Raw genomic sequence first — 24,090 nt, 5'->3', positions numbered from 1 at the left:
AATTATTTCAATATTTATTTACAATGAAAAGAATTCTACTTTTAGTAACTGGATTGCTCTCATTAACGCTTACAGCACAGCAATCTTATTATAATGATGTAAACCTAACATTGACAGGAATACAATTGCGCGATGCCTTGGCGACAAAAGTAATCAACACACACTCCAACTCTCTTTCCTACTCAGAAATTTGGACAGCAAGTATGATTACAGATGAAGATCCAAACAATGCAAATAATGTATTATTAATTTACGGCTGGGAAAACGGAAGTGATGGCGACGTTACCAACGATTTGTCAAGAGATAAAATGAGCAACGGAGGAAATGTAGGCGATTGGAACAGAGAACACACATTTGCCAATTCGTTAGCAAATCCTAGTTTAGACGCAAGTTCAACAAATGGTCCTCCGTATAGTGACGCACACAATTTACGTCCGTCTGATGTACAGCGCAATGGACAACGTGGAAATAGATTGTTTGCTACAGGTTCTGGAAACTCTGGAACCGTTGGAGCCTATTGGTATCCTGGTGACGCAACTACAGGTGGAACGGACTGGCGTGGCGATGTAGCGCGAATTATAATGTACATGTACATTCGCTACGGAAACCAATGCGCGCCAAATTTAGTTGCGGTAGGAACGCAAAACAGTGTGGATGCCAATATGATTGATTTGTTATTGGAATGGAATGCTGCCGATCCTGTATCTGCGATTGAAGACGCTCGAAACACCTATCACGAAGATATTTTTAATGCTACGGCGCAAGGAAATCGAAATCCGTTTATTGACAATCCGCGTTTGGCAACGCAAATTTGGGGCGGAACTCCAGCAGAAGATCGTTGGGGAATTTACAGTACGGATACACAAGCACCAACCGTTCCAACCAATGTGATGGTAAGCAATGAAACTTCAAGCTCCATAGATGTTTCTTGGGATGCTTCTACCGATAATGTGGCAGTTACTGAATACGATGTGTATGTAGATGCTACTTTTTATCAAACGGTTGCTACAACTTCAATTACCGTTACTGGATTATCAGCTTCAACTACGTATAACTTTACTGTAGCTGCTAAAGATGCGGAAGGAAATACCTCTGCGCAATCTGGTATTGTGAACGGAACCACACTAGCTGGCGGCGGAACTGGTGGCGGAAGCGATTTGTACTTTTCAGAATATATGGAAGGAAGTTCGCTAAACAAAGCGCTAGAAATTGCCAACTTTACAGGAAGTACTATTGATTTAAACGATGCAGGAAATGTATATACGCTTAAAATTAGCACCAATGGAAATGCTATGTGGAATTCCACCTATTCGTTCCCAATGGGCGCTATGATTGCCGACGGTGATGTGTATGTTATTGCAAATTCAAGTTTAGCGGTTTGTACAGGCGTTGTAGACGATTCAAACAATACCATTACAGGTTTTAACGGAAATGATGCTATCGGATTGTTTAAAAACGATGTTTTGATTGATATTTTAGGAACTTTGGGTGATGGAACTACCTATGCAGAAAATACAACGCTGGTGAGAAAACCTAGTGTCAATGCACCAAATACAACCTACACAGCTTCAGAATGGGATACGTTTCCTTCTAACACTTGTGACAACTTAGGAATGCACACGCAAACCTTGAGTACTACTACGTTTGAAGCAGAAAACTTTCAAGTTTACCCGAATCCAACAAATGGAGGTTTCATATACATCAACACAAAAAATAACGTAGAAGTTTCTGCTGTAACTATATTTGATATTGCTGGAAGACAAGTAATCTCACAAAATAATGTTTCCAATCAAATCAATGTTAGCGGATTGCAACAAGGAATGTATCTTTTGCAGTTACAAATTGGGAATCAAACAGTTACCAAAAAGTTGATAAAGCAGTAAAAGGCATTTAATAAAAAAACAGAAAAGCTCCAAAAACAACTATTTTGGAGCTTTTTTTATTACACAATTATGCCATTTATCATGTAATTTTATGTAAAAATAATACCTGTTTGCTACTTAAAAAAAATAAACTAAAACTAACGTATTGCCAACTCCATCGCTTTTGTGGCGTGAATCGTTGTCGTGTCAAATACAGGAATGGAAACATCTTTCTGTTTGATAAGTAACGGAATTTCAGTACAGCCTAAAATGACACCTTCAGCGCCTTCTTTTTGCAAGCGATGAATAATATTTATATACGCTTCTCGCGAACTTTCACTCAATGCACCTTTTGACAATTCTTCATAAATCACACGATGCACTTCTTCGCGTTCTTCAGCATTTGGAATCAACGTTTTAATTCCGAAAGAAGTCAGCACATTTTTATAAAAATCCAATTCCATCGTGTATTTTGTTCCCAACAATGCCACGGTTTTTAGTTTTTGTGCTACAATTTTCTCTGCCGTTGCTTCTGCAATATGAATCACAGGAATTGACACCGCATTTCGTATCGCTTCAATGGTTAAATGCATAGTATTGGCACAAATTAAAATCATGTTAGCGCCTGCATTTTCAAGGTTTTTTCCGGCGGAAGCCATCAATTCATCCAGCAAATCCCAACGTCCTGCTGCCTGCAACTTGTGAATCTGTCCAAAATCAACCGAATTGATAATACATTTTGCCGTATGCGAGTTTCCAAGATGCTTTTCCGCCAACGCATTTAAAATTTGATAATATAAAATAGTAGATTGTGGCGTAATGCCGCCAATAAGTCCAATAGTTTGCATATGCGTGAATTTATACGGTTAAAATTAGGGATTTATTCGCTTTGCGGCTACATTTGTGTATAGAATTTTCAGCTTATGACCACACTACTCATCAACATCAAACAGCTATTACAAGTCAGAGAAACCAACGTTTCTAAAGTTTCGGGCGCCGATATGAAACAGCTTCCAATGCTCGAAAACGCATATGTGTATTTGGTGGATGATAAAATTGCAAGTTTTGGTCTGATGGCGGATATTGAAATCGCTTCCGCAGATACCATCATAGACTGTACAAATAAAGTGGTACTACCAACTTGGTGCGATAGTCATACACATTTGGTCTATGCGGGCAATAGAGCACAGGAATTTGTAGATCGTATCAACGGTTTAAGCTATGAAGAAATTGCCAATCGTGGTGGTGGAATTTTAAATTCTGCCAAGAAATTACAAGAAACTTCCGAAGATGCGCTTTTTGAGCAATCTGCTACACGTTTAGAAAACGTGATGCACATGGGAATTGGCGCTATTGAAATCAAATCGGGGTATGGATTAACCACAGAAGCCGAACTGAAAATGCTACGCGTTGCAAAACGTTTGAAAGAAATCTACAATTTCCCGATAAAAACTACTTTTTTAGGTGCGCATGCCGTTCCTGCAAATTTTAAAGAAAATCAAGACGGTTATATGGACTTGGTCATCAATGAAATGTTGCCCAAAGTTGCGGAAGAAAATTTAGCGGAATATGTAGATATTTTTTGCGAAAAAGGCTATTTCACGTTGGAAGATACGGAGCGTTTGTTACAAGCTGCACAACAATATAAGCTCATTCCAAAAATTCACGTCAATCAGTTCAACGCGTTTGGCGGTGTGGCTTTAGGCGTACAATATAACGCACTTTCTGTGGATCATTTAGAAGAACTCAATGACGAAGATATACAAGCGTTACAAGGAAGCAACACCATGCCTGTTGCATTGCCGTCGTGTTCGTATTTTTTGAGCATTCCGTATACGCCAGCGCGAAAAATCATCGATGCTGGTTTGCCAATAGCCTTAGCCACCGATTACAATCCTGGTTCGACACCTTCTGGAAATATGAATTTTGTGGTGAGTACAGCCTGTATCAAAATGAAAATGACGCCCGAAGAAGCTATCAACGCAGCAACCATTAACGGTGCATACGCGATGGGACTTTCAGAAACGCACGGAAGCATCACGCAAGGAAAAGCTGCCAATTTGATTATTACCAAAGAAATTGAGTCGTTTCACGTATTGCCGTATGCGTTTGGGGATAATTGTATTGACAAGGTGTTGATTAATGGCTCGGTGATTTAGACGCGCTGCGCTTTGGACTCGCTTTGCTGTTAGATTCGCTACGCTCAATTCAAGGATTTAAAGATTCAATGATTCAAGTTTTTTTTATAGATACTTAGACGTGCTTTGCATTTAGAATTTAGACCGCTTTGCTGTTAGATTGTTAGATTTTTTTTCGTTTTGCTCAATTCAATTTTTCAAAATTTGTCATTCCTGCATAGGCAGGAATCCATTACTTCGGTTTTAAGTGAAATTTCAAAATAAGCATGTCCTTTTGTAAATAAACCTATCTCTTTTTTTAGATAATTAGACTTGCTTTACTATTAGACTCGCTTCGCTGTTAGATTGTTAGACACGTTTAACTCTTATTCTCATATAAACGAAGACATTTTACAGCATCTTTTCCCGCTTCTCTATTTCATCAAACCATTTAAAAACGTACTTTAGCATTTCGCAACCAAAGTAACCTATGCTACAACTCTACACACGTGCTGACCTCAACGCACTGATTTCTATACGCGCTGGCGAGACAAAATTTGGAGAACGAGTAGAAATTCTTTCTTCCACTAAAAATTTGGTCGCGCAATTTCAACAATCGAATGCTAAATATGTCCTTTTTGGAATTCCTGAAGATATCGGCATTCGTGCCAATCACGGAAAACCAGGTGCTACAAGCGCATGGAAAGCTGCGCTAAAATCACTTTTAAACACACAAGACAACGCTTTTAATAAAGGAAAACGCTTGCTTGTATTAGGACATTTAGATTTTTCTGAATTGCTAGAAAGAGCTGCAAGTTTTGATGAAAATTCGCCAGAATATCATGTGTTGCTTTCGCAATTAGTTGCCAAAATTGACGAAGAAGTTGCGTATTTGGTGTTTCAAATTGTCAGTGCTGGAAAAACGCCTATTATTGTTGGTGGCGGACATAATAATGCGTTTGGGAATATTCATGGAACGGCTTTAGGAAAGAATCAAGCCATTAATGTGGTGAATTTGGATGCGCATTCTGATTTTCGAAGTCTGGAAGGCAGACATAGCGGAAACGGATTTAGTTATGCGTTCAAAAAGCATTTTTTAGACAAGTATTTCATCTTCGGACTGCACGAAAATTATTCTTCCAAAAAAGTATTTAAAACCTTGGATAATCATCCGTCGCGCATTCGCTATAATACGTTTGAAGGCATTAAAATTCGTCATGAACAAGGATTTTCTTTTCAGTTAAACACCGCGTTAAATTTTATCAATGATCGTCCTTTTGGAGTGGAAATTGACTGCGATGTGATTGAAAATATTCCAAGTAGCGCCATGACGCCAAGTGGCTTTACCGCGAATGAAGCACGTATGTTTGCGTCATTTTTTGGAAAACAGAAAAATGCGGCGTATTTGCATTTGTGCGAAGCCGCGCCAAATCCAACTAATGAACAAGAAATGTATGTTGTTGGGAAATTATTGAGTTATCTGATTACAGATTTTATGCGTAAATAGTCATGAATTCGGTTACCATTATTCCTTTTGACGCGTGCTATTCCAAGGATTTCTACGAATTGAATGTGGAATGGTTGCAAGCCTATTTTTATGTAGAACCTAACGATGAAGAAGTGTTGAGTCAGCCAAAAAAGTACATTGTTGACAAAGGCGGCTATATTTTCTTTGCCAAATTAGAAGATACCATTGTTGGTACTGTCGCGCTGATGCCTTTGGAAAATAACGTGTTTGAACTTGGTAAAATGGCAGTTTCTCCCAAGTACAGAGGACGAAATATTGGACAACAATTGGTACAGTTTTGCTTAGATTTTTCTAGAAAAAAGCAACTTAAAAAAATCATTCTTTATTCCAACCGAAAACTTAAAAACGCGTTGTATATCTACGAAAAGTATGGTTTTCAAGAAATTCCGATAGAGCAAAACAATCCGTATGCGCGTGGCGATATTAAGATGGAATTGGTTTTATAGATTTTTAGATTCACTTTCGCTGTTAGCGTTTTAGACTGCTTTGCTGTTAGAATGTTAGACTTTTTTAGAATGCTTTCGCTTTTTAGAAATCAGATTATTTTCTGATTGTCATATCGAGCATTATCGTAGATACCGAGCGTAGCTCTCGAGACATCTTTGAAATACAGATTTTTTAGATTCGCTTTCGCTGTTAGAGGTTTAGACTGCTTCGCTGTTAGATTGCTTTCGCTTTTTAGAAATCAGATTATTTTCTGATTGTCATATCGAGCATTATCGTAGATACCGAGCGTAGCTCTCGAGATATCTTTATGATGCAAATTTTTTAGATTCGCTTTCGCTGTTAGCGTTTTAGACTGCTTTGCTCATAGATTCTTAGATGTTTAGACATATTTCTTACTCAAAATTGTTGCTGTGGAGGATAAAAATTTTCAATCATTTCATCATTTAATCTTTCAATTGCGTAACAATTGTGTAGCTTTGGCGTCTTGTATTTGAATTGAAAATTTAATTAATGAAAGAGCGGTATAGTACGTTTTTACGACGTTTTTGGATGGTTCTGATTGTAGGTTTTATTCTGTATAATATCCTCTTTCCCGATACATTTTCCCGAGAAAATATAGTGACAAGTATTCAATCGTATGGCAATTATGGCTGGGCGATTTTCTTTTTGTTTCACATTATTCGTGGATTTGTGATGCTACCAAGTACCGTACTTATTTTTGCAGGTGTGTATTTATTTCCGAATAATTTATTTTTAGTATTGCTGATTTCCGTTGTGGGAATTGTAATTTCTTCTATGATTGTCTATTATTTTGCAGACAAACTCGGTTTTGCCAAACTTTTTGATAAAAACACGAAAGCTTCTAATTTGGTCAAAGAAAAACTTTCAGGACAATACGGTCCGTTGTTTATTATTTTTTGGGCATTTTTCCCGTTTGTTCCTACAGATTTAATTTGTTATGTAGCAGGTGCGATGCGCATTAATCCTATTATTTTCGGAATGAGTATTTTTATTGGTGAGCTTATTTTGTGCAGTGTGTACATCTACGGAAGTGCGTACTTTATTTAGTTGTTACGTATAAATTTTTTAGAATGATTTGATGAAATTCAGCCAAATCGTACGGTTTGATGATAAAGTCGTTCATGCCTGCTTCAAAAATTCGGTCGCGTACTTGGTCTTCTTCTACTGCTGTTAGCGCAATAATTGGTGTTCTTTTATCATTTTCTCGAATATGCTTCGTGGTTTCTATTCCGTCAATTCGCGGCATGTTGATGTCCATCAAAATTAAATCGTAGGTATTCACTTTCAATATATCAATCGCATCCAATCCGTCTTCGGCAACGTCGCATTGATAGCCTTTGTTTTGCAAAATTCGTTTGGTAACAACTCTATTAATTTTATTATCATCCACAATTAAAATACGCTTTTCAATAGCATTGATTGATTTCGTAGGTATCACAGCATCTTTTATAGACGCTTTATCACTTTCTTCAAAGGTGATTGAAAATGAAAATTCAGTTCCGTTATCTTCTTCACTTTTGAGCGTAATATCACTATCAAACAGTAATAATAATCGTTTTACAATGGAAAGTCCCAAACCCGTTCCTTGATAGTTTTTTTCTATAGGGCGCAATTGGACAAATTTATCAAACACCGACACTTGTTTTTCTTGCGGAATTCCAATGCCATCGTCTTGAATACTGAATTTGATGGTATGCTTTTTACCTTGTTTTTCTTCTGAAGTCAATCGAATCCAAATGTTTCCTTTTTCGGTAAATTTAACAGCGTTCCCGATAAGATTCATCAATATTTGCGACAATCGCACAGAATCGCCCAATAAGATTTCTGGAATTTTTGAATCGATTTCTTGATGTACTTTGTTTTGGTTTTGACTCGCTGCAAAACTGAACGAATTCACCACTTCGTGCACCAAGTTTCGCACATGGAATGGAATGCTTTCTAATTTGATGCCTTGTGATTCTATTTTATTGATTTGCAACACATTATTGATAAGCGACAGCAAATAGGTACTTGAAAATTTGAGCGATTTAAAGTTTTCATTTTCTTTCAAATTGGGAAAATCTTCCGAAAGTAACGACGTCAAACCTACTACGCCGTACAACGGTGTACGCAGCTCGTGACTGACCGTTGAAAAGAATTGCGCTTTCATGTTTGCCTGCGCTTCTGCTTCTTCTTTGGCTTCACGTAATTGCTTATTCTTTGAACGAAGTTTATCCAACGCTTTGGTTCTAAACTTGTAATTTTTAAACATATTAATCAACAGCAAAATCAAGATAAAACCAGCAATCATCAACACATACGAGATTTGTTGCGATTTTTTCATGATGGTTTCTTGTGTTTTTTGCTCTTCTTTTACACGGTTTAAATCTTTCTTATAATCGTCAACCGCAAAGCGTGCCATGGCAATTTGATTTTCTTTGACTTTTGCAGTATTTAACAAAGAATCTTTGAGTTTTAAGTGCGTTTCTAATAGTTTAAAAGCCAACTTATCTTTTCCTTGTTTTTCGGCTAAAAGAGCGTATTCCTCATAAATTTCAGTCAGTTCCTCAAGCAATTTATCTTCTTTCGCAAATTCCAGAGCACTTTTGAAATATACTTCTGCTTTTGCTAAATTATTTTTAGAAGTGTGATAGCGTCCTAACAAGAAGTTAATCTGCGCTTTGGCAGATTTATCACCGTGTTTTGTATAAATCATTTGCTCTGACTTTTGCAAATACGGAAACGCAATATCGTAATCTCCTTGATCTACATACGTCCAGCCAATATTTAAAATAGGCGTTAAAATTTCGAAAGTATCTTTGAGTTTTTCAGCATATTCCAATGACTTTTTGTAGTACATGATGGCTGAATCGGTCTTTTTAAAACCTTCTGAATATAAATTCCCAATATTATTGTAAATCCAACTTTTGAGCGTATCGTTATCAACCTTTTTAACATAGTTGATAGATTCCAAATAACTTTCCTTCGATTTTAAAAATTCAGAAATTCCGTCGTAAGACAAGCCCAATTCGTTATACATGGTAGCGAGATAGTAATTGTCTTGAATTTGATTTGCAAAATCAATTCCTCTATTGGTCGCTTCTATTGTTTTATTGTATTGGTAGTTAAAGTAGGTGTTGGATGCGATATTTAGATACTTTTTGATGCTATCACGGATTTGTTCTTCTTGCAAATCTTGGGCTTGCGTAGGAAGAATCATCAGCAAAAACAAAATGGTAGTGGTTAGTAGTACGTTTTTCAAAGATTTGAATTTTAAAAACATCCCAAAATACGAAAAAATAAGATAGTAAAATACTTTCAAAAAGAATCTTTATAGAGAAACAAACTACTACTGTCTTATTTTTTTACGTTTTTGATTTGTTGTGACAATTACAATTGTCAAAATGATTGTATCTTTCCAAGTATTATCAAAAAATATACTCTTAATTAAAAAAACGTTTATGAATGCTTTTCATTATGCCTTTAAAGTGAAAGATATTGTGTCGACACGAAAGTTTTATGTAGAAATGTTGGGTTGTACCGAAGGTCGCTCCACAGAAAACTGGATAGATTTTGATTTTTTCGGACATCAGCTCACAGGACATGTAAGTGATGACATTCCCGCACTTGATTATTGTGGCAAAGTAGACGGCATCAACGTTCCCATTCCGCATTTTGGTTGTTTGTTAACGATAGCACAGTTTGAAACCTTACAGCAAACATTTGAAAAGAATGCTATTGAATTTGTCGTAAAACCGCAAATTCGCTACGCTGGAAAACCGGGCGAACAACGAACCATGTTTGTGTTTGATTTTAGTGGAAACCCACTAGAATTTAAAGCGTTTTCTGATGAAAGTGAAGTGTTTTCGAAGTAATTACAGAGATAACCTATACCACTAAGTGAAACAATTGCAAACAACCCAAAGTACATTTAACTCTAGATTTAATTGTGAGTGATTGGTTACAATAGTTTTTTAGTAGGCAAGACATGAAAATTAATAATATTCTTTTCAAAAAAAATTGCAAATTCATTTATAGTTGTAACTTATTTCTTAATTTTCTACTAATTAAGTACATGAAGAAAAAGACTAAGAATACAATATTCAAACACAATCAACAGAAAGAAAATAAAATTACAGCTTTTTTAAGGCGTAATGATATATGGTTTACTGCTATAGCTTCTATATTACTTTCTACGATGGCTTTAGTTGTTAGCTATAATTCTTATCAATTAAATGAAAGACAAGCACTTATTGAATACACGAAGAATCATCCTGAATTTCAAGTCTATAAAAACACTTGGAGTTCAAATGATAATGGAATTCAAGACAATATTGAAATTATAATCAAAAATAAAAATAATAGTATTGTTAGGAATATTGATGTTTCTACCTTAAATTTTTTAATAATAAAAACTAATCAAAGATCTTACACAGGAGAAGAAGTTTTTAAAAAGAAGAAAGAACCAAAAATTGAGAAATATTTTCTATTAGATCAGTTTGGGAATATTTCATACTCTAGTAAACAAGATGATTTTCTGGTAAGACTTAGGGATTTTGATATTAAACACGCAACTTATCATAATGATTCTACTTACTTAGCAACACAAGAACAACGATTTTTATTATATACAAGCTTATTTAATAAAAAATTAAAAAAACTTAATTTATTAGCTAATTTTAAAAGGGAATTATACATAAAAATAACTTATAAAAACTTTCTAAATGAAAGAGTTACAGATTATTTTAAAATAGAGCTTGATGATATTCATAGTGAGTCATACAATAAAAATCAAAAAAATAATAATGCTGAATTTATAGAATCTAAAGAAAGAGTAGAAAAATTGTTCAATACAAAAGAAAAATTAAACTTTATATCTTTTGTATCTACTAATTCGTTTAAAAATTTTGAAGAAATAATAAATGACAAAAAAAAGTATTCTTTACATGATTTAAATAATATAAATACTAGAATGATAAGAAAGCGATTAAAATTTAAAAATAGAATGAACATCTTAAAAAATGATAAAGATTCAATCTTACATAAGCACGTACCAAAATTTGATAGTATCTCAAAAAAATTTGATTCTATAAAGATTAATAAATTACTTGAGGAAATGAAACATAACAGACTACTAAAAAAATATGATTTCTAAAAATCTAAACCCTCACAAATTGCAAGGGTTTTAGAATTCTTAGTATTATTTGAATAGATTCTTGCCTTTACTTCAACAAGTTCAGCATAAAAGCAGGAATTACAATGTCGGTAGACTGAGCCAAGTCGAAGTCTAACGAATCAACTTCTTATATTTAATACGCTTCGGCATCAAATCGCCACCTAAGCGTTTCTTTTTGTTTTCTTCATAATCAGAGAAGCTTCCTTCAAAGAAATATACTTGTGAATCACCTTCAAAAGCTAAAATGTGCGTACAAATTCTGTCCAAAAACCATCTGTCGTGCGAAATCACTACGGCACAACCTGCAAAGTTTTCCAACCCTTCTTCCAACGCTCGTAAGGTGTTTACGTCCAAATCGTTTGTAGGCTCATCGAGTAACAATACGTTTCCTTCTTCTTTGAGCGTCATGGCTAAATGCAGTCGGTTGCGTTCTCCACCCGAAAGCGCGCTGACTTTTTTGTTTTGCTCACTTCCTGAAAAGTTAAAACGACTTAAATAGGCTCTCGAATTTACTTGCTTTCCGCCCATCATAATCAATTCCTGTTCATCGGAAAAGTTTGCCCAAATCGATTTTTCAGGGTCAATATTGGAGTGCGATTGGTCTACATACGCGAGTTTTGCTGTATCACCCACTGTAAATGTTCCTTTATCGGGAGTTTCTTCGCCCATAATCATTCGGAAAATGGTGGTTTTACCAGCTCCGTTTGGTCCAATAATGCCCACTATTCCTGCTTGTGGTAAGTTGAAGTTTAAATCTTCATACAATAATTTGTCGCCATACGCTTTGGAAACTCCTTTGGCTTCAATCACGTTTGTACCGAGTCGCGGACCATTTGGAATGTAGATTTCCAGTTTTTCTTCCGTTTGTTTTTGATCTTGATTTAATAATTTATCATAATTCTTTAAACGTGCTTTTTGCTTGGTTTGACGCCCTTTGGCACCTTGTCGCACCCACTCTAGCTCTCGTTCTAAGGTTTTTTGACGTTTGGAAGCGGTTTTGCTTTCTTGTGCCAAACGTTTCGCTTTTTGATCCAACCAAGAAGAATAGTTTCCTTTCCACGGAATGCCTTCTCCTCTATCTAGTTCTAAAATCCAGCCTGCCACGTTATCCAAGAAATATCTATCGTGCGTTACGGCAATTACCGTTCCTTTGTATTGTGCTAAGTGATGCTCTAACCAATGTACTGATTCCGCATCCAAGTGGTTGGTAGGCTCATCCAAAAGTAAAATTTCTGGTTCTTGTAAAAGTAAACGACATAAGGCTACACGACGACGTTCTCCACCAGACAATACTCCGATTTTTTTGTCTGGTTCTGGCGTACGCAAGGCATCCATGGCGATTTCTAGTTTGGTATCCAATTCCCAAGCGTTGCTGGCATCGATTTGGTCTTGCAATTCCGCTTGACGCGCCATGAGCTTGTCCATTTTATCAGCATCCGAATACACTTCTTCCAAACCAAACATATCGTTGATTTTATTGTATTCGTCTAATATGGCAACCGTTTCTGCAACACCTTCTTTCACTACATCTAATACCGTTTTTTCTTCGTCTAATTGCGGCTCTTGTTCCAAATATCCCACATGATAGCCTGGCGAAAAGGTAACTTCACCTTGGTAATTTTTTTCAACTCCTGCAATGATTTTTAATAAGGTAGATTTCCCCGAACCATTCAAACCGAGAATACCGATTTTAGCGCCGTAGAAAAAACTGAGGTAGATATCTTTTAAAACTTGTTTGTTAGTGCCTTGATAGGTTTTGGAAACCCTATTCATGGAAAAGATTACTTTCTTATCGTCTGACATACTATATACTTTGTTGGTTATTTGCTTTGTGACAAATATACACAATTGTCGTAGCATTCGCACGTATATTTTTGGATTGAAAGATTAAAAAATTGAATGATGTAAAGATTGCTTTATCGTGCAAATTTTGCAGCTTTTTAATCCGTAGGAAAACAATCCGACATTTTCTGTTGGCTATTTTTTTTTCTGAAACTTCTAGTTGATTTTACAAAAACCTCCATCTCTTTTAGGCTTTACTGAAAATAATTTCACTTTTTTAAAAAAAAATTACAAAACATAACTAACTGAATTACAATAAAATAACCTTATTTTTCAATGAATTATCAAATTTATTTAAAAAAACTTTATCCTTTTTAAAAACCGCCTCGCAATTGTTCTCGTATATAAAAGTGTAAGACAATAAAAATCTAATTAAATCTTAAAAATTATGAAACGAATAACAACCATTTTAGGAATCAGTATTGTACTGGTTGGAAGTTTCTTTTTAATTGCAGCCGATCATATTGACGCGCCAGCAGTACAAGGAACATCTTCTGATATTACTGATTTTTACGCCTTTCAAGGAGAAAGCGGAAATTCAATAGCATTTGTAGTGAATACACAAGGATTATTAAGTCCTAGTGCTACTGGAAATGCTGCTTTTGATGAAAACACATTAATTGAAATTAACATTGACACTTCAGGTGATAATGTAGAAGACTTGGTCATCCAAGCAATTCCACGAGGTGACCGAATGTATTTTTTCGGACCTATTTCACCAAGCAATTCAGGATTGAATAGCGTGATAGAAACTTCAGGAATACAATCTTCTGTTGAGATCACTTCTTATGGACAAAACGCAATTACGGCTACCAACAACGGAATGCAGTTTTTTGCGGGACCGAGAGACGATCCTTTCTTTATGGATTTTGCACAATATGGAGAAATCATCGCAGGAAATGCTACAGGTTTTAACGACCCTGGAACCGACACGTTTGCTGGAACGAATGTCTTATCTATTGTAGTGGAAGTACCAAAATCGCAAATTGGTAATACTGGCACTATCAATGTTTGGGCAGAAGCCAAAGGAAAACAATAATCAATCTACAATCACAAAAAACACATACACATGAAAACTATACAATATATATTTGGAATAGCACTTTTAGGCTTGTTTACCATGACAAGTTGCTCTTCCGACGATAATACAATCGTCATTGATACTACACCAGATTTCTCTGGAACATTCGCACAGCAAGACCAAATGGGAAGACCTGCGGTGAATACAGTTTTTGTAGGCTCGGCAAGTAAAGATGCTTTTAATACTACAATTCCCTCACAACAAAACGCAGCTTTTCAAAGCATGTTTCAAACAAATTTAACCGCGTTGAGTCCAGCCTATGCAAATCCAGGTGACCAAAATGCGTTGGGATTAGATGCCGCAACATTTACAGGATTGCTTGCAACAGACGTATTGAATGTTTCACTAGACGGAACTACGACATTTTATGACGGAACAAACGTATTGACTGGTCGCGCACTAGCAGACGATGTAATTACTGTGGAATTACTATTAATTTTTGGAGGCGAAGACTTCACAGAAAACCCAAATCTTTCTGATGATCACGTTGACGCCAACGACAAGCCTTTTTTGTCCTCTTTTCCATACTTAGCCTCACCATGGTAATCTAAGCTGAATTGCAGTAAAGGAGCATTTAGCGCAAATAGTTTTTTGTTTTTATTTAGTTTACGATCAGCTAAATGCTCTCTTTTCAGCTTTCAATTTAGGATTCATTCAAAATATAAAAACCAATGAAAAAATCAATCACATATCAATTACTCGGAGTCGGACTGCTTTTGATAAGCTGTACTTCAACTCCATCAAAAAATATTACAAATGCCGAAACGTATAATTCATACTTGGAAATCGCAGAAAACACAGCAGCGACTACAGCACAAGAAGAATTTACATTTTGGACACAAAAATTAGAAAAATCCCCAAATCAATTTCCGTATCATGCAAAAGTTTCAAGTGCGCATTCTCAATTGTTCTCAGCAACAGGCGATGTTTCTCATTTGGTAGAAGCTGCCAAGCATTTGGAACTTTTAAATGAGCGGACAAATTATCAGTATGCCGGACATATTCGTAGTTTGGCTAGAAATTATATCTCGCAACATCGCTTTCAAGAAGCCCTGTCTTTATTGAAAAAAGCGGAAGTATTGGGCGAGAATCTTCAAGCAACGCAAAAAATGTTGTTTGATGTGCATTTAGAACTTGGAAATACAGAAGAAGCGGAAAAGTATCTTTCTATTTTTAAAAACGAAAACAGTTTTGATGCCATGATTCGATTGTCAAAATGGTACGACCATGAAGGAAAATTGATGGCTGCCATTAAAATGATGGAAAAGGCAATGCACAAAGCTGAAGATGCCAATAATGCTTCGCTAAAGCAATGGTCATATACAAATTTGGCTGACTTTTACGGTCACGCCGGAAGAATTCAAGATTCGTACGAACATTACGTAAAAGCCTTGGAAATTGACGCGAACGATGCGTATGCCAAAAAAGGAATTGCGTGGATAGTTTTTTCTCACGAGAACAATCCTGAAGAAGCCTTGCGAATTTTAAATTCTATAATGTCGCAACACAAAGCGCCTGATTATTATTTGCTAAAGTCAGAAATTGCCGAACAGATGGGAGAAACTGCTGAAAAAGAAAAGAATATTCAAGCATTTATGCGTGCTATTGAAGATGAAAACTACGGTGTCATGTATAATGCGTATGCCATCACGATTCTTTCAGAAGAATTGAACAATACAGAAAAAGCACTCGAATTGGCAAAATTAGAAGTGCAACATCGTCCAACAGCACAAGCGTACGATTTACTCGCTTGGACATATCACCTGCATGGAAATTCTGAAAAAGCACTAGAAATTGCAGAACAACATGTAATTGACAAAACCTTTGAGCCAGTAGCGCAGTACCATATTGCTGAAATTTTAAAAGCGAATGGAAAAGCGGCGGAAATCAAAGACATCAAGACTGAATTACTAGAAAGCAGTTTTGAACTTGGCCCTGTGATGACACAAAAAATACAACGATTATAAGTAGTTGGTTAATTATTGAAAAGCTAACTTTTTGTTAGGCGATTGGTTTTTATTGAAAGGACACTTCATTTTTGGAGTGTCTTTTTTTTATTTATAGACAGAAGCTGCTGGAATTGGCGGTGGCGGTGGCGGTGGCGGAATTTTATATTCCATATTTAATTGTATTGTAAATGACAATTGTTCTTTCAGTTGCTGCATTTCTGCCGGTTGTAATTCACAAACTTTTTTAGCAAACAGCTTCTGAGACAGCTTTTCGTAAATTAGAAGATACCCATCTTTGATTGTAGATAATACTTTTTCTATGCTATCCTTTGGTGTTTCTGTTTCCCATTGCACTGAAGTTTTGTCGTAATAATATGTTCCGTCATCCCAGAAATTATCACGTATCCAATATTTTATAGAATCAATAGGAATAGATTCGTATGCAAATAAAACACTCCCTTTTTCGTTGAGCAACGCTTTTATACTAAACTGTTCTTTATAACAACTTATCATTCCGATTCCGTCTTGACATTTTTTTCGATATTGAACTTTGATGACTTCTTGGTTTTCTAAGATCAATCCGAAATTGGTCAATGCCCCACATACAAGCTTTTCCAATTTTTCATCTATCGAATTTGCAAAGTTTTTTCCCTTTAATTGATAGTCAATTGTTATGTTTTTGAGAGTATCGGAAGTGGAGAATAAACTGATTTCGTTTGCACAAGGGTTGCTATTTGTTTCTTTTTGTGAGCATTTTATAAAAAAGAATACACATATTCCTATAAAACAATATTTCTGTACTTTCATTATAATGATTGGTTGATGCTATTTTTAAAAGAATCTTTTCAATAAACATACCAAAAAAAATCTTCAATCTGTAGTCGTACGAATGCACTGCTACAAATTGAAGATGTATTATTTTAAATGTTTATTTTATGTTATGGATTCGAAGCCACAACACCAAGCGTGTACAATTGTTCTAACGTTGGCGATTCGCTTCCACCTGCTGGTTCTAAGGTAATTCCAAAGGCTTCGGATTCGTTTGCGTTTTGTAAATCAAATACTTTGTCTTTATCACCTGCAAAATCTTCAATCACACCTAAACTTGTCGGCGTCAGTGGATTTAATTTCAGCGACCAAACTTGATATACTTTTCCTGGAGGCGGCTCAGGCAGTCCTTGTAAATCTAAGTAAATACTATTCGATTTTTTATCCCAGTATACTTTGGCATACGATTCTGGAGAAACTTGCTGTCCACCTAACGGAACCGTAATGATATCTTTGATTCGCAGTGCATCTAACAAATCGTTTGCGGCTGTTAAGTCGCTATTTGCTTCATAAATTTGTTTTTTCAAGTCTTCTCGTTCAGCACGCACAACTTCTATTTCAGATTCTAAATCGTTATACAACACTGCCGTGTACAACAAACCGGTTGCAAATACAATGGCTGCTGCCCAACCTGCGTAACGGAATATAGATTTCTTAGGCTGCAGCGGAATCACAGGAGTTTCGTCTGCATCTGAAGCAGTATTTGAAAGTCCTAATCGTTGCTTAATCGTGTCAAATTTACTAGAAGTATCTTTGTTTGCGGTTGCTGCTGTCAAGTTGACAACGGCAGCTTCAATGGAAAGCACTTCTTGCTTTACTTCTGGATACTGTTGCATCATTGCGTACACTTCCTCATTTTCTTTTTCAGAAAGTGCGCCTGCAACATACAGTTCCAAAATTCCAGATGCTATGTATTCTTTACTATCCATTATACTTCCAAGGCTTTTCTAAGTTCACCAATACAGTTTCTGTTTCTTGTTTTTACAGTTCCTAAAGGAATATCGAGCTCTTCTGAAGCTTCTTTTTGCGTATATCCTTTAAAATAGAGAAAATCAATGATTTGTTTGCATTTTTCTGCCAACTTGCCAACGTACTTTTTAATACCTATGGCATTGACTTTTTGATCCAATTGATCATTGCCTTCAATACTATGTACGAAAAAATCGATGTCTTGGTTTTGTTGCGCGTTTTTAAATGACTTGGAACGGGTTTTATCAATCGCTGCATTTCGCGCAATATTGAGCAACCACGTAAAGAAACGCCCTTTTTTAGCAGCATAGCTATCTGCTTTGTTCCAGGCTTTTATAAAAACATCTTGCATGATCTCGGTGGCAATATCATCATTCTTCACAATGGTATTGATGACACCAAAAATACTATCGTTATACATTTGATATAACGCTTCAAAGGCTTTGGCATCTTTTTTTTGAAATTGGTCAATGAGTGTTTCTAACTCCATGTATTTAGTATTGCTCTTACTAAGAAAAGCTTTTTCACCGAAGTGAGTTCAACAAATTTGGGATGAATCGAATAGCAATGCTCAAGAATATTTAATGTACTTGAGAATATTTATTTAGAATACTAAAATTTCGATTCTTGGTAAAGCTACAATTTTTCACTCAAAATATAAACTTTTGTATAAAAAAAGCTTCCAGTATGGAAGCTCTATTTTTAGTAACAGTATTCAGTATTATACTCTACCTTTTAATGCGTTAAAAACCCACGCGATGGCAAAAAAACCAACGCCCACTGCAGCAAATCCAATGGCTGCAACATCTTCATATTTTATGATGCCTAAAATAATGAGCCCTATTCCAACAATAATCATAATAAATGTCGCCCAAGCTAATACTGTATTTTTGTTCATTCCCATAGTTTATTATTTTGGCGCATCTTTTACAATTGCTTCGAGTGCCTCAGCAACTATAAAAGTCAGGCTTTCGGTAGTCGCTCTCTGCGAGGAGCTTCAACAAATACCTCAATCCTTTGCGCTTTGGTGAATTGCAAATATCGAATTTTAATCCAAAAACTAAAAATTTATCCTGTCAATCCACAAAATTGTTCTAAAAAGTTTCAAAAAAGTACGCACATATTTTTAGTATATTTAGCCAAAAATTAGCATCATTTTAAAATCCTATTATGAAAATAAAATTTTCCCTAAGTATACTCATCGTATTTATACTACTCATTGGCTGCAATTCTAGTAAATCTGTAGCAACTAGCAACAAAAGCTCAAAATTAGAAAACTCATTACTTTGGAAAATTTCTGGAAACGGTATTGAAAAACCTTCCTATTTATACGGAACAATTCACTTAACCTGCGATTATACTTACACAGATAAACTGCGCAAAGCCTTTGACGAAACAGAACGTTTGGTATTGGAAATTGACATGACCAATCCAAAGTTGCAAGCCGATATGATGAAGCTTATTTTTATGGAAAAAGGAAAAACCATTCAAGGCATGATGAATGAAGACGATTATAAAACCTTGTCCGATTTTTTTAAGGAGCAAGTTGGTGTGGATTTAAAAATGTTTAACACGATGAAACCTTTTGCCATTACGGCGACTTTGACATCAAAAATGGCAGTTTGTGACAACGGAACGGCGTATGAAACGGAGTTTATGAAAATTGCCAAAGAACAAAATGAAGCAGTAATTGGATTGGAAACAATTGAAGACCAAATGAACGTATTTGATCAAATTCCGTATGACGAGCAATTGAAATCATTGGTAGAAATGGCAAATACAGGCATGGATGAAAGTCGTAAAAGCTTTGAAAAAATGACGAAATATTACAATGCGGAAGATTTGGAAGGTTTGTTAAATGTCATGACAGAACAAGGTTTGGAAGCTGATTTTCAAGAAAGTTTGGTCGATCAGCGCAACCGAAACTGGATTCCACTGATTGAAAAAATTGCCAAAGAAGCACCAGCATTTATAGGAGTTGGCGCACTACATTTACCTGGCGAACAAGGCGTGATTAATTTGTTGAGAAAACAAGGATATACGGTGGAGCCTGTTTACTAGGTGTTGGGTGTTTGGTTTTAGATTGTTTTTTGTTTTTTGTTATTCGTTTATTGGTGGCTGTTAGCTGTTAGCTGTTAGCTGTTAGCTGTTAGCTGTTAGCTGTTAGCTGTTAGCTGTTAGCTGTTAGCTGTTAGCAAAATTATTTTTATATTTTACATTTTGCGGTTTTACATTTTCTATTTTTCTCCTATTGATGCTGAATTATTCTTAGAAACTTCGAAAAACAAAAAACAGACAACAAAAAACTAGCACCTCTATAGCTTCGCTGCCAATCGACTTCCTTGGTCTATGGCGCGTTTGGCATCTAGTTCTGCTGCGATATCAGCGCCTCCGATTACGTGCACCGTCATTCCTTTGGCTTGTAGTGGCTCTAATAGTTCTTTTAACGGTGTTTGTCCTGCACAAATGATTACATTATCTACTTCCAGTACTTTGGTTTCGTTGTTTTGTGTGTAATGCAATCCTTGGTCGTCAATTTTATTGTATTGCACTTCGCCTATGAAGTTGACTTTTTTCTTTTTTAAATTCGTTCTATGAATCCAGCCTGTGGTTTTTCCTAAGTTTCCACCAAATTTTCCTTTGCTGCGTTTGAACATAAAGATTTCTCTCGGCGAACCGTGAAATTTAGGCTTCATGTTTTCAATTCCGCCGCGTGCTTCTAGAGTTTTATCAATTCCCCATTCGGTCAACCACGCATCAATATTCTGTGAGGTAGATTCACCTTCGTGTGATAAATATTCAGATACATCAAAACCAATTCCGCCTGCACCAATCACGGCAACACGCTTTCCAACAGGTTTTTTGTGTTTTAAAACATCAATATAGCTTAGTACTTTTTCGTGTTCAATGCCATCTATTTTTGGCGTTCTCGGTTTGATGCCCGTTGCTAGAATGATTTCCTCAAAATCCTCTTGAAGTAATTCGTCTGCGGTAACGCGTTTGTTTAATTTCACCTTTACCTTATGCAATTCTATTTGCTTCTTGAAATAGCGAATGGTTTCGTAAAATTCTTCCTTTCCAGGAATTTGTTTTGCAATATTAAACTGTCCCCCAACTTCACTATTATCATCATACAACGTAACATCATGTCCGCGCTGCGCTGCAATGGTTGCTGCTGCTAATCCTGCGGGTCCAGCACCAATTACTGCTAATTTCTTTTTGATGCTTGCTAGTGAATAATCAAATTCTGTTTCATGACATGCTCTTGGATTCACCAAACAACTTGCTACTTTTTTGTTGAAAATATGATCCAAACATGCTTGATTACAAGCAATACACGTATTAATTTCGTCTTCCTTTTCTTCCGCAGCTTTGTTTACCCAATCAGCATCTGCTAAAAACGGACGTGCCATCGAAATCATATCTGCGTGACCGTCTGCCAATACTTTTTCAGCCACACTTGGCATATTAATTCGGTTGGATGTGATTAATGGAATGTTCACTTCCTGCTTCATTCGCTCTGTAATCCACGTAAATGCGGCTCTTGGTACTGAAGTCGCAATCGTAGGAATTCGCGCTTCATGCCAGCCAATTCCTGTGTTGATGATGTTCGCTCCTGCTTTTTCTATGGCTTTTCCAAGTTGTACAATTTCTTCCCAACTGCTTCCTTTTTCAACCAAATCGAGCATGGACAAGCGATAAATGATGATGAATTCTTCTCCAACGGCTTCTCGAACGGCTTTGATGATTTCTACCGCAAATTTCATACGATTGGCATAATTTCCGCCCCATTCATCCGTTCGTTGATTCGTTCGTTCCACAATAAATTGATTGATCAAATAACCTTCTGAACCCATAATTTCTACACCATCATACCCAGCAACTTTAGCTAGCGAAGCCGATTTTGCAAAACTTTGAATTGTTCGCTTCACGCCATTACTGCTTAGTTTTTTTGGTTTAAACGGTGTAATTGGCGATTTGATTGCGGACGGAGCTACATTCAACGGATGATATCCATAACGACCTGCATGAAGAATTTGCATGCATATTTTTCCGCCATTTTTATGCACAGCTTCCGTAATAACTTGATGCTTTTTGGCGTGCTTTTTTGTGCTCATACGCGCTCCAAAAGGCGCAAGCCACCCACGCACACTCGGTGCCATTCCTCCTGTAACAATTAATCCTACGCCACCTTTTGCACGTTCTCCATAAAAAGCCGCCATGCGTTCAAATCCGTTCTTTTCTTCTTCTAAACCTGTGTGCATAGAACCCATTAACACGCGGTTTTTAAGGGTTGTAAATCCTAAATCTAACGGCTGAAAAATATGCTTGTATTTCATGTAAACAGTTGGTTTTTGTAGTGGTTTAAAGATAGTACAATTCTGCCAAAAAGAATAGCTTAATTTTACTATGCGCGCATAATAGTTTGCAAGATAACTATTTTTTCAGATTTGAGTTGAATTGGAATTAAAAAAGGTTGTTTGAAAAGCTTTTTTTCTCTTCAAACAACCTTTTATATATTTGGTTTTGGACTAAGATTTTAATTCATCGGAACTTCCACGATTAAAATTTTAGCATCTTCTTTGATATCTATTGCAACATTTTCCGTTTCCCAAATACCTAAGGCGTCTTTTTGAGAAAGTATTTGGTCTCCAATTGCAATTTCGCCTTCTAGTACAAATACGTAGATTCCGTGCGCTGCATTTTTCAGTTGGAATGCTACTGTTTGTGAAGCATCAAAGTTTCCTAATGAAATGTACGCATCTTGGTGAATCCAAAGTGCTTCTTCTACTATATTGTCTTTGGGAGCAACTACAGTTTGAAATTGATTGTTTTGCTTACTTTGGTCAAATTGTTTTTGCTCATAACGCGGTGTTACGCCCAATTCTTTGGGTTGAATCCACAATTGCAAAAAATTGACCTCATCGGTTTTGCTATCGTTAAATTCGGAATGTTGCAAGCCTGTTCCGGCAGACATGACTTGTACTTCTCCTACTGTGATGGCGCGTTTGTTGTCCATACTATCTTTGTGAGATAAGGCACCGCTTAATGGAATGGAAATGATTTCCATGTTTTGGTGCGGATGTGTGCCAAAGCCCATTTTTGGTTGTACTATATCATCATTTAAGACGCGTAATTGTCCAAATCCCATTTTGTTAGGATCGTAAAAATTTGCGAAACTGAAACTATGATAACTTTTCAACCATCCGTGATCTGCTTTTCCTCGTGAATCTGCTTTGTGAAGTATTGTTTTCATTTTTTTTTGTGTTGTTTGTTCTTTGTTGTCTGTTTTTTGTTGATTTGTCTTGGCTCTAGACTCTAGATTCTAGACTCTTGGCTCTTTGCTTTTTGTCAATTTGTTTCTTACTAACACCTAAAACCCAATACCTAGAACCTAATACAAATGCCCCATTTTTCCCTGTTGATAGTCGCGCATGGCTTCCATGATTTCGGTTTGGGTGTTCATGACATACGGTCCCCACGAAGCGACTTTTTCTTGTATCGGTTCACCAGAAAGCACTAAGAGTGTACTATTTTTGTTGGCTTCAAGCGTAATTGCGTCACCATCTTTGTGAAATGTTAGGAGTTGTATTTGTCCTAATTTGAGTGTTTGCTCCTCGTTAATCTGTGTTTCCCCTTCTAACAGATACACCAACGTTTCATGATGTTTTGGAATATCAATCGTTGTTGCATCTTCCACTTCCAATTTGACAATGAATGCATTAACTTCTGTAAAAGTACTTGCTGCTCCTTTTTGTCCGTTAAGTTCACCTGCCACAACTTTTATGCTTCCTTTACCATTTTCAACAGTAATTGTTGGAATGTTTTCAGATTTTATGTCTTGGTATTTTGGCGTTGCCATTTTGAATTTGCTTGGAAGATTTACCCATAATTGGATTCCTTCCATGGTTCCGACAAAATCTTTTGTTGGTCCTTCATCGTGTACAATTCCGCTTCCTGCCGTCATCCATTGTACATCGCCAGCACTTAAACTGCCTTCGTTTCCAAGTGAATCTCTATGCAATTGCTCTCCTTTGATGAGAAATGTTACAGGCTCAAATCCGCGATGTGGATGCGGCGATAAAGATAGGCCTGGACTGTACGGTCCGACATCGTATTTGTAATGATGCAACAGCAAAAATGGATCTACTTGGTCGAGCGTTTGTGTTGGTAATGGTTGGCGAATTAAATTTCCGCCCATGTTTACAAAGTCACTTTTTCCTTTATATGCGATGCTTTTTAAGGTTTTCATGATTTCTAATTTCCTTTCTTTTATTTATTTTCCATGGA

19 protein-coding genes and 1 pseudogene are annotated in these 24,090 nt (G+C 36.3%); 10 read left to right on the top strand and 10 right to left on the bottom strand.

Annotated features, from left to right (window positions below; all coding sequences use genetic code 11):
* Window positions 1-23 precede the first annotated feature (23 nt).
* Entirely contained in the window at window positions 24-1,883 is a 1,860-nt protein-coding gene (locus C8N46_RS05250) for an endonuclease (RefSeq protein ID WP_108113825.1), read from the top strand.
* A gap of 137 nt (window positions 1,884-2,020) precedes the next feature.
* Here C8N46_RS05250 and C8N46_RS05245 read toward each other — a convergent pair whose 3' ends face one another.
* Window positions 2,021-2,710, bottom strand: coding sequence for an aspartate/glutamate racemase family protein (locus tag C8N46_RS05245; protein ID WP_108113824.1), 690 nt, complete (start codon window positions 2,708-2,710; stop codon window positions 2,021-2,023).
* Window positions 2,711-2,785: 75 nt separating this feature from the next.
* Between C8N46_RS05245 and hutI the strand changes: the two genes are divergently transcribed.
* From hutI to C8N46_RS05225, 4 genes are all read left to right on the top strand, one after another.
* On the top strand, window positions 2,786-4,021 hold the full coding sequence (gene hutI, locus C8N46_RS05240; protein WP_108113823.1) for an imidazolonepropionase: 1,236 nt from the start codon (window positions 2,786-2,788) through the stop codon (window positions 4,019-4,021).
* A gap of 448 nt (window positions 4,022-4,469) precedes the next feature.
* Complete coding sequence (locus C8N46_RS05235) at window positions 4,470-5,486, top strand: formimidoylglutamase (protein ID WP_108113822.1); 1,017 nt, start codon at window positions 4,470-4,472, stop codon at window positions 5,484-5,486.
* 2 nt (window positions 5,487-5,488) lie between these two features.
* Window positions 5,489-5,953, top strand: a complete 465-nt coding sequence (locus C8N46_RS05230) for a GNAT family N-acetyltransferase (RefSeq protein ID WP_108113821.1) — start codon at window positions 5,489-5,491, stop codon at window positions 5,951-5,953.
* A 511-nt stretch (window positions 5,954-6,464) separates the two neighbouring features.
* Window positions 6,465-7,022 (top strand): TVP38/TMEM64 family protein, encoded by a 558-nt coding sequence (locus C8N46_RS05225; RefSeq protein WP_108113820.1) that lies wholly within the window; start codon window positions 6,465-6,467, stop codon window positions 7,020-7,022.
* Here C8N46_RS05225 and C8N46_RS05220 read toward each other — a convergent pair.
* Window positions 7,015-9,216, bottom strand: a complete 2,202-nt coding sequence (locus C8N46_RS05220) for a response regulator (protein WP_158269082.1) — start codon at window positions 9,214-9,216, stop codon at window positions 7,015-7,017. The genes C8N46_RS05225 and C8N46_RS05220 overlap by 8 nt on opposite strands.
* 199 nt (window positions 9,217-9,415) lie before the next feature.
* Here C8N46_RS05220 and C8N46_RS05215 point away from each other — a divergent pair, with 199 nt between their 5' ends.
* A complete protein-coding gene (locus C8N46_RS05215) occupies window positions 9,416-9,829 on the top strand; it encodes a VOC family protein (protein WP_108114126.1) in 414 nt (137 codons plus the stop codon).
* 200 nt (window positions 9,830-10,029) lie between these two features.
* Window positions 10,030-11,109, top strand: coding sequence for a hypothetical protein (locus C8N46_RS20115; protein WP_146169737.1), 1,080 nt, complete (start codon window positions 10,030-10,032; stop codon window positions 11,107-11,109).
* Window positions 11,110-11,241: 132 nt separating this feature from the next.
* On the opposite strand, the gene ettA is transcribed toward C8N46_RS20115, so the two are convergent.
* Window positions 11,242-12,933: an energy-dependent translational throttle protein EttA gene (ettA, locus tag C8N46_RS05200; RefSeq protein ID WP_108113816.1), complete on the bottom strand. Its 1,692-nt coding sequence runs from the start codon at window positions 12,931-12,933 to the stop codon at window positions 11,242-11,244.
* 427 nt (window positions 12,934-13,360) lie between these two features.
* On the opposite strand from ettA, the pseudogene C8N46_RS21040 reads away from it, so the two are divergent.
* Window positions 13,361-14,599 (top strand): annotated as a pseudogene (locus C8N46_RS21040) (DUF4331 family protein).
* Between the two features lie 125 nt (window positions 14,600-14,724).
* On the top strand, window positions 14,725-16,020 hold the full coding sequence (locus C8N46_RS05185; RefSeq protein ID WP_108113813.1) for a tetratricopeptide repeat protein: 1,296 nt from the start codon (window positions 14,725-14,727) through the stop codon (window positions 16,018-16,020).
* 87 nt (window positions 16,021-16,107) lie between these two features.
* Here C8N46_RS05185 and C8N46_RS05180 read toward each other — a convergent pair whose 3' ends face one another.
* The 4 genes from C8N46_RS05180 to C8N46_RS05165 all read right to left on the bottom strand — a co-directional run bounded on the left by C8N46_RS05180 (window position 16,108) and on the right by C8N46_RS05165 (window position 18,703).
* Complete coding sequence (locus C8N46_RS05180; RefSeq protein WP_146169736.1) at window positions 16,108-16,620, bottom strand: hypothetical protein; 513 nt, start codon at window positions 16,618-16,620, stop codon at window positions 16,108-16,110.
* A 320-nt stretch (window positions 16,621-16,940) separates the two neighbouring features.
* Window positions 16,941-17,759 carry an anti-sigma factor gene (locus C8N46_RS05175; protein ID WP_108113811.1) on the bottom strand — a complete coding sequence of 273 codons (819 nt, stop codon included), beginning with the start codon at window positions 17,757-17,759 and terminating at the stop codon, window positions 16,941-16,943.
* Complete coding sequence (locus C8N46_RS05170; protein ID WP_108113810.1) at window positions 17,759-18,289, bottom strand: RNA polymerase sigma factor; 531 nt, start codon at window positions 18,287-18,289, stop codon at window positions 17,759-17,761. The genes C8N46_RS05175 and C8N46_RS05170 overlap by 1 nt, the downstream gene beginning before the upstream one ends.
* Before the next feature lie 231 nt (window positions 18,290-18,520).
* On the bottom strand, window positions 18,521-18,703 hold the full coding sequence (locus C8N46_RS05165; RefSeq protein ID WP_108113809.1) for a CAL67264 family membrane protein: 183 nt from the start codon (window positions 18,701-18,703) through the stop codon (window positions 18,521-18,523).
* 266 nt (window positions 18,704-18,969) lie between these two features.
* Between C8N46_RS05165 and C8N46_RS05160 the strand changes: the two genes are divergently transcribed.
* Window positions 18,970-19,860: a TraB/GumN family protein gene (locus tag C8N46_RS05160; RefSeq protein ID WP_108113808.1), complete on the top strand. Its 891-nt coding sequence runs from the start codon at window positions 18,970-18,972 to the stop codon at window positions 19,858-19,860.
* Between the two features lie 254 nt (window positions 19,861-20,114).
* On the opposite strand, the gene C8N46_RS05155 is transcribed toward C8N46_RS05160, so the two are convergent.
* The 3 genes from C8N46_RS05155 to C8N46_RS05145 form a co-directional block, all read right to left on the bottom strand.
* Window positions 20,115-22,139 (bottom strand): NADPH-dependent 2,4-dienoyl-CoA reductase, encoded by a 2,025-nt coding sequence (locus C8N46_RS05155; protein ID WP_108113807.1) that lies wholly within the window; start codon window positions 22,137-22,139, stop codon window positions 20,115-20,117.
* Window positions 22,140-22,339: 200 nt separating this feature from the next.
* Window positions 22,340-23,056, bottom strand: coding sequence for a pirin family protein (locus C8N46_RS05150; RefSeq protein ID WP_108113806.1), 717 nt, complete (start codon window positions 23,054-23,056; stop codon window positions 22,340-22,342).
* Between the two features lie 138 nt (window positions 23,057-23,194).
* Complete coding sequence (locus C8N46_RS05145; RefSeq protein ID WP_108113805.1) at window positions 23,195-24,052, bottom strand: pirin family protein; 858 nt, start codon at window positions 24,050-24,052, stop codon at window positions 23,195-23,197.
* Between the last annotated feature and the right edge of the window lie 38 nt (window positions 24,053-24,090).

The sequence above is a fragment of the Kordia periserrulae genome (genome assembly GCF_003054265.1).
Classification (GTDB): domain Bacteria; phylum Bacteroidota; class Bacteroidia; order Flavobacteriales; family Flavobacteriaceae; genus Kordia; species Kordia periserrulae.
Note: the sequence above shows the minus strand (reverse complement) of the source record. Positions and strands in the feature narration are given on the sequence as shown.

Excerpts from the sequence above, each read along its gene's own strand:
- C8N46_RS05250 (WP_108113825.1), top strand. The coding sequence starts at position 24 with ATGAAAAGAATTCTACTTTTAGTAACTGGATTGCTCTCATTAACGCTT.
- C8N46_RS05245 (WP_108113824.1), bottom strand. The coding sequence starts at position 2,710 with ATGCAAACTATTGGACTTATTGGCGGCATTACGCCACAATCTACTATT.
- hutI (WP_108113823.1), top strand. The coding sequence starts at position 2,786 with ATGACCACACTACTCATCAACATCAAACAGCTATTACAAGTCAGAGAA.
- C8N46_RS05235 (WP_108113822.1), top strand. The coding sequence starts at position 4,470 with ATGCTACAACTCTACACACGTGCTGACCTCAACGCACTGATTTCTATA.
- C8N46_RS05230 (WP_108113821.1), top strand. The coding sequence starts at position 5,489 with ATGAATTCGGTTACCATTATTCCTTTTGACGCGTGCTATTCCAAGGAT.
- C8N46_RS05225 (WP_108113820.1), top strand. The coding sequence starts at position 6,465 with ATGAAAGAGCGGTATAGTACGTTTTTACGACGTTTTTGGATGGTTCTG.
- C8N46_RS05215 (WP_108114126.1), top strand. The coding sequence starts at position 9,416 with ATGAATGCTTTTCATTATGCCTTTAAAGTGAAAGATATTGTGTCGACA.
- C8N46_RS20115 (WP_146169737.1), top strand. The coding sequence starts at position 10,030 with ATGAAGAAAAAGACTAAGAATACAATATTCAAACACAATCAACAGAAA.
- ettA (WP_108113816.1), bottom strand. The coding sequence starts at position 12,933 with ATGTCAGACGATAAGAAAGTAATCTTTTCCATGAATAGGGTTTCCAAA.
- C8N46_RS05185 (WP_108113813.1), top strand. The coding sequence starts at position 14,725 with ATGAAAAAATCAATCACATATCAATTACTCGGAGTCGGACTGCTTTTG.
- C8N46_RS05175 (WP_108113811.1), bottom strand. The coding sequence starts at position 17,759 with ATGGATAGTAAAGAATACATAGCATCTGGAATTTTGGAACTGTATGTT.
- C8N46_RS05170 (WP_108113810.1), bottom strand. The coding sequence starts at position 18,289 with ATGGAGTTAGAAACACTCATTGACCAATTTCAAAAAAAAGATGCCAAA.
- C8N46_RS05165 (WP_108113809.1), bottom strand. The coding sequence starts at position 18,703 with ATGGGAATGAACAAAAATACAGTATTAGCTTGGGCGACATTTATTATG.
- C8N46_RS05160 (WP_108113808.1), top strand. The coding sequence starts at position 18,970 with ATGAAAATAAAATTTTCCCTAAGTATACTCATCGTATTTATACTACTC.
- C8N46_RS05155 (WP_108113807.1), bottom strand. The coding sequence starts at position 22,139 with ATGAAATACAAGCATATTTTTCAGCCGTTAGATTTAGGATTTACAACC.
- C8N46_RS05150 (WP_108113806.1), bottom strand. The coding sequence starts at position 23,056 with ATGAAAACAATACTTCACAAAGCAGATTCACGAGGAAAAGCAGATCAC.
- C8N46_RS05145 (WP_108113805.1), bottom strand. The coding sequence starts at position 24,052 with ATGAAAACCTTAAAAAGCATCGCATATAAAGGAAAAAGTGACTTTGTA.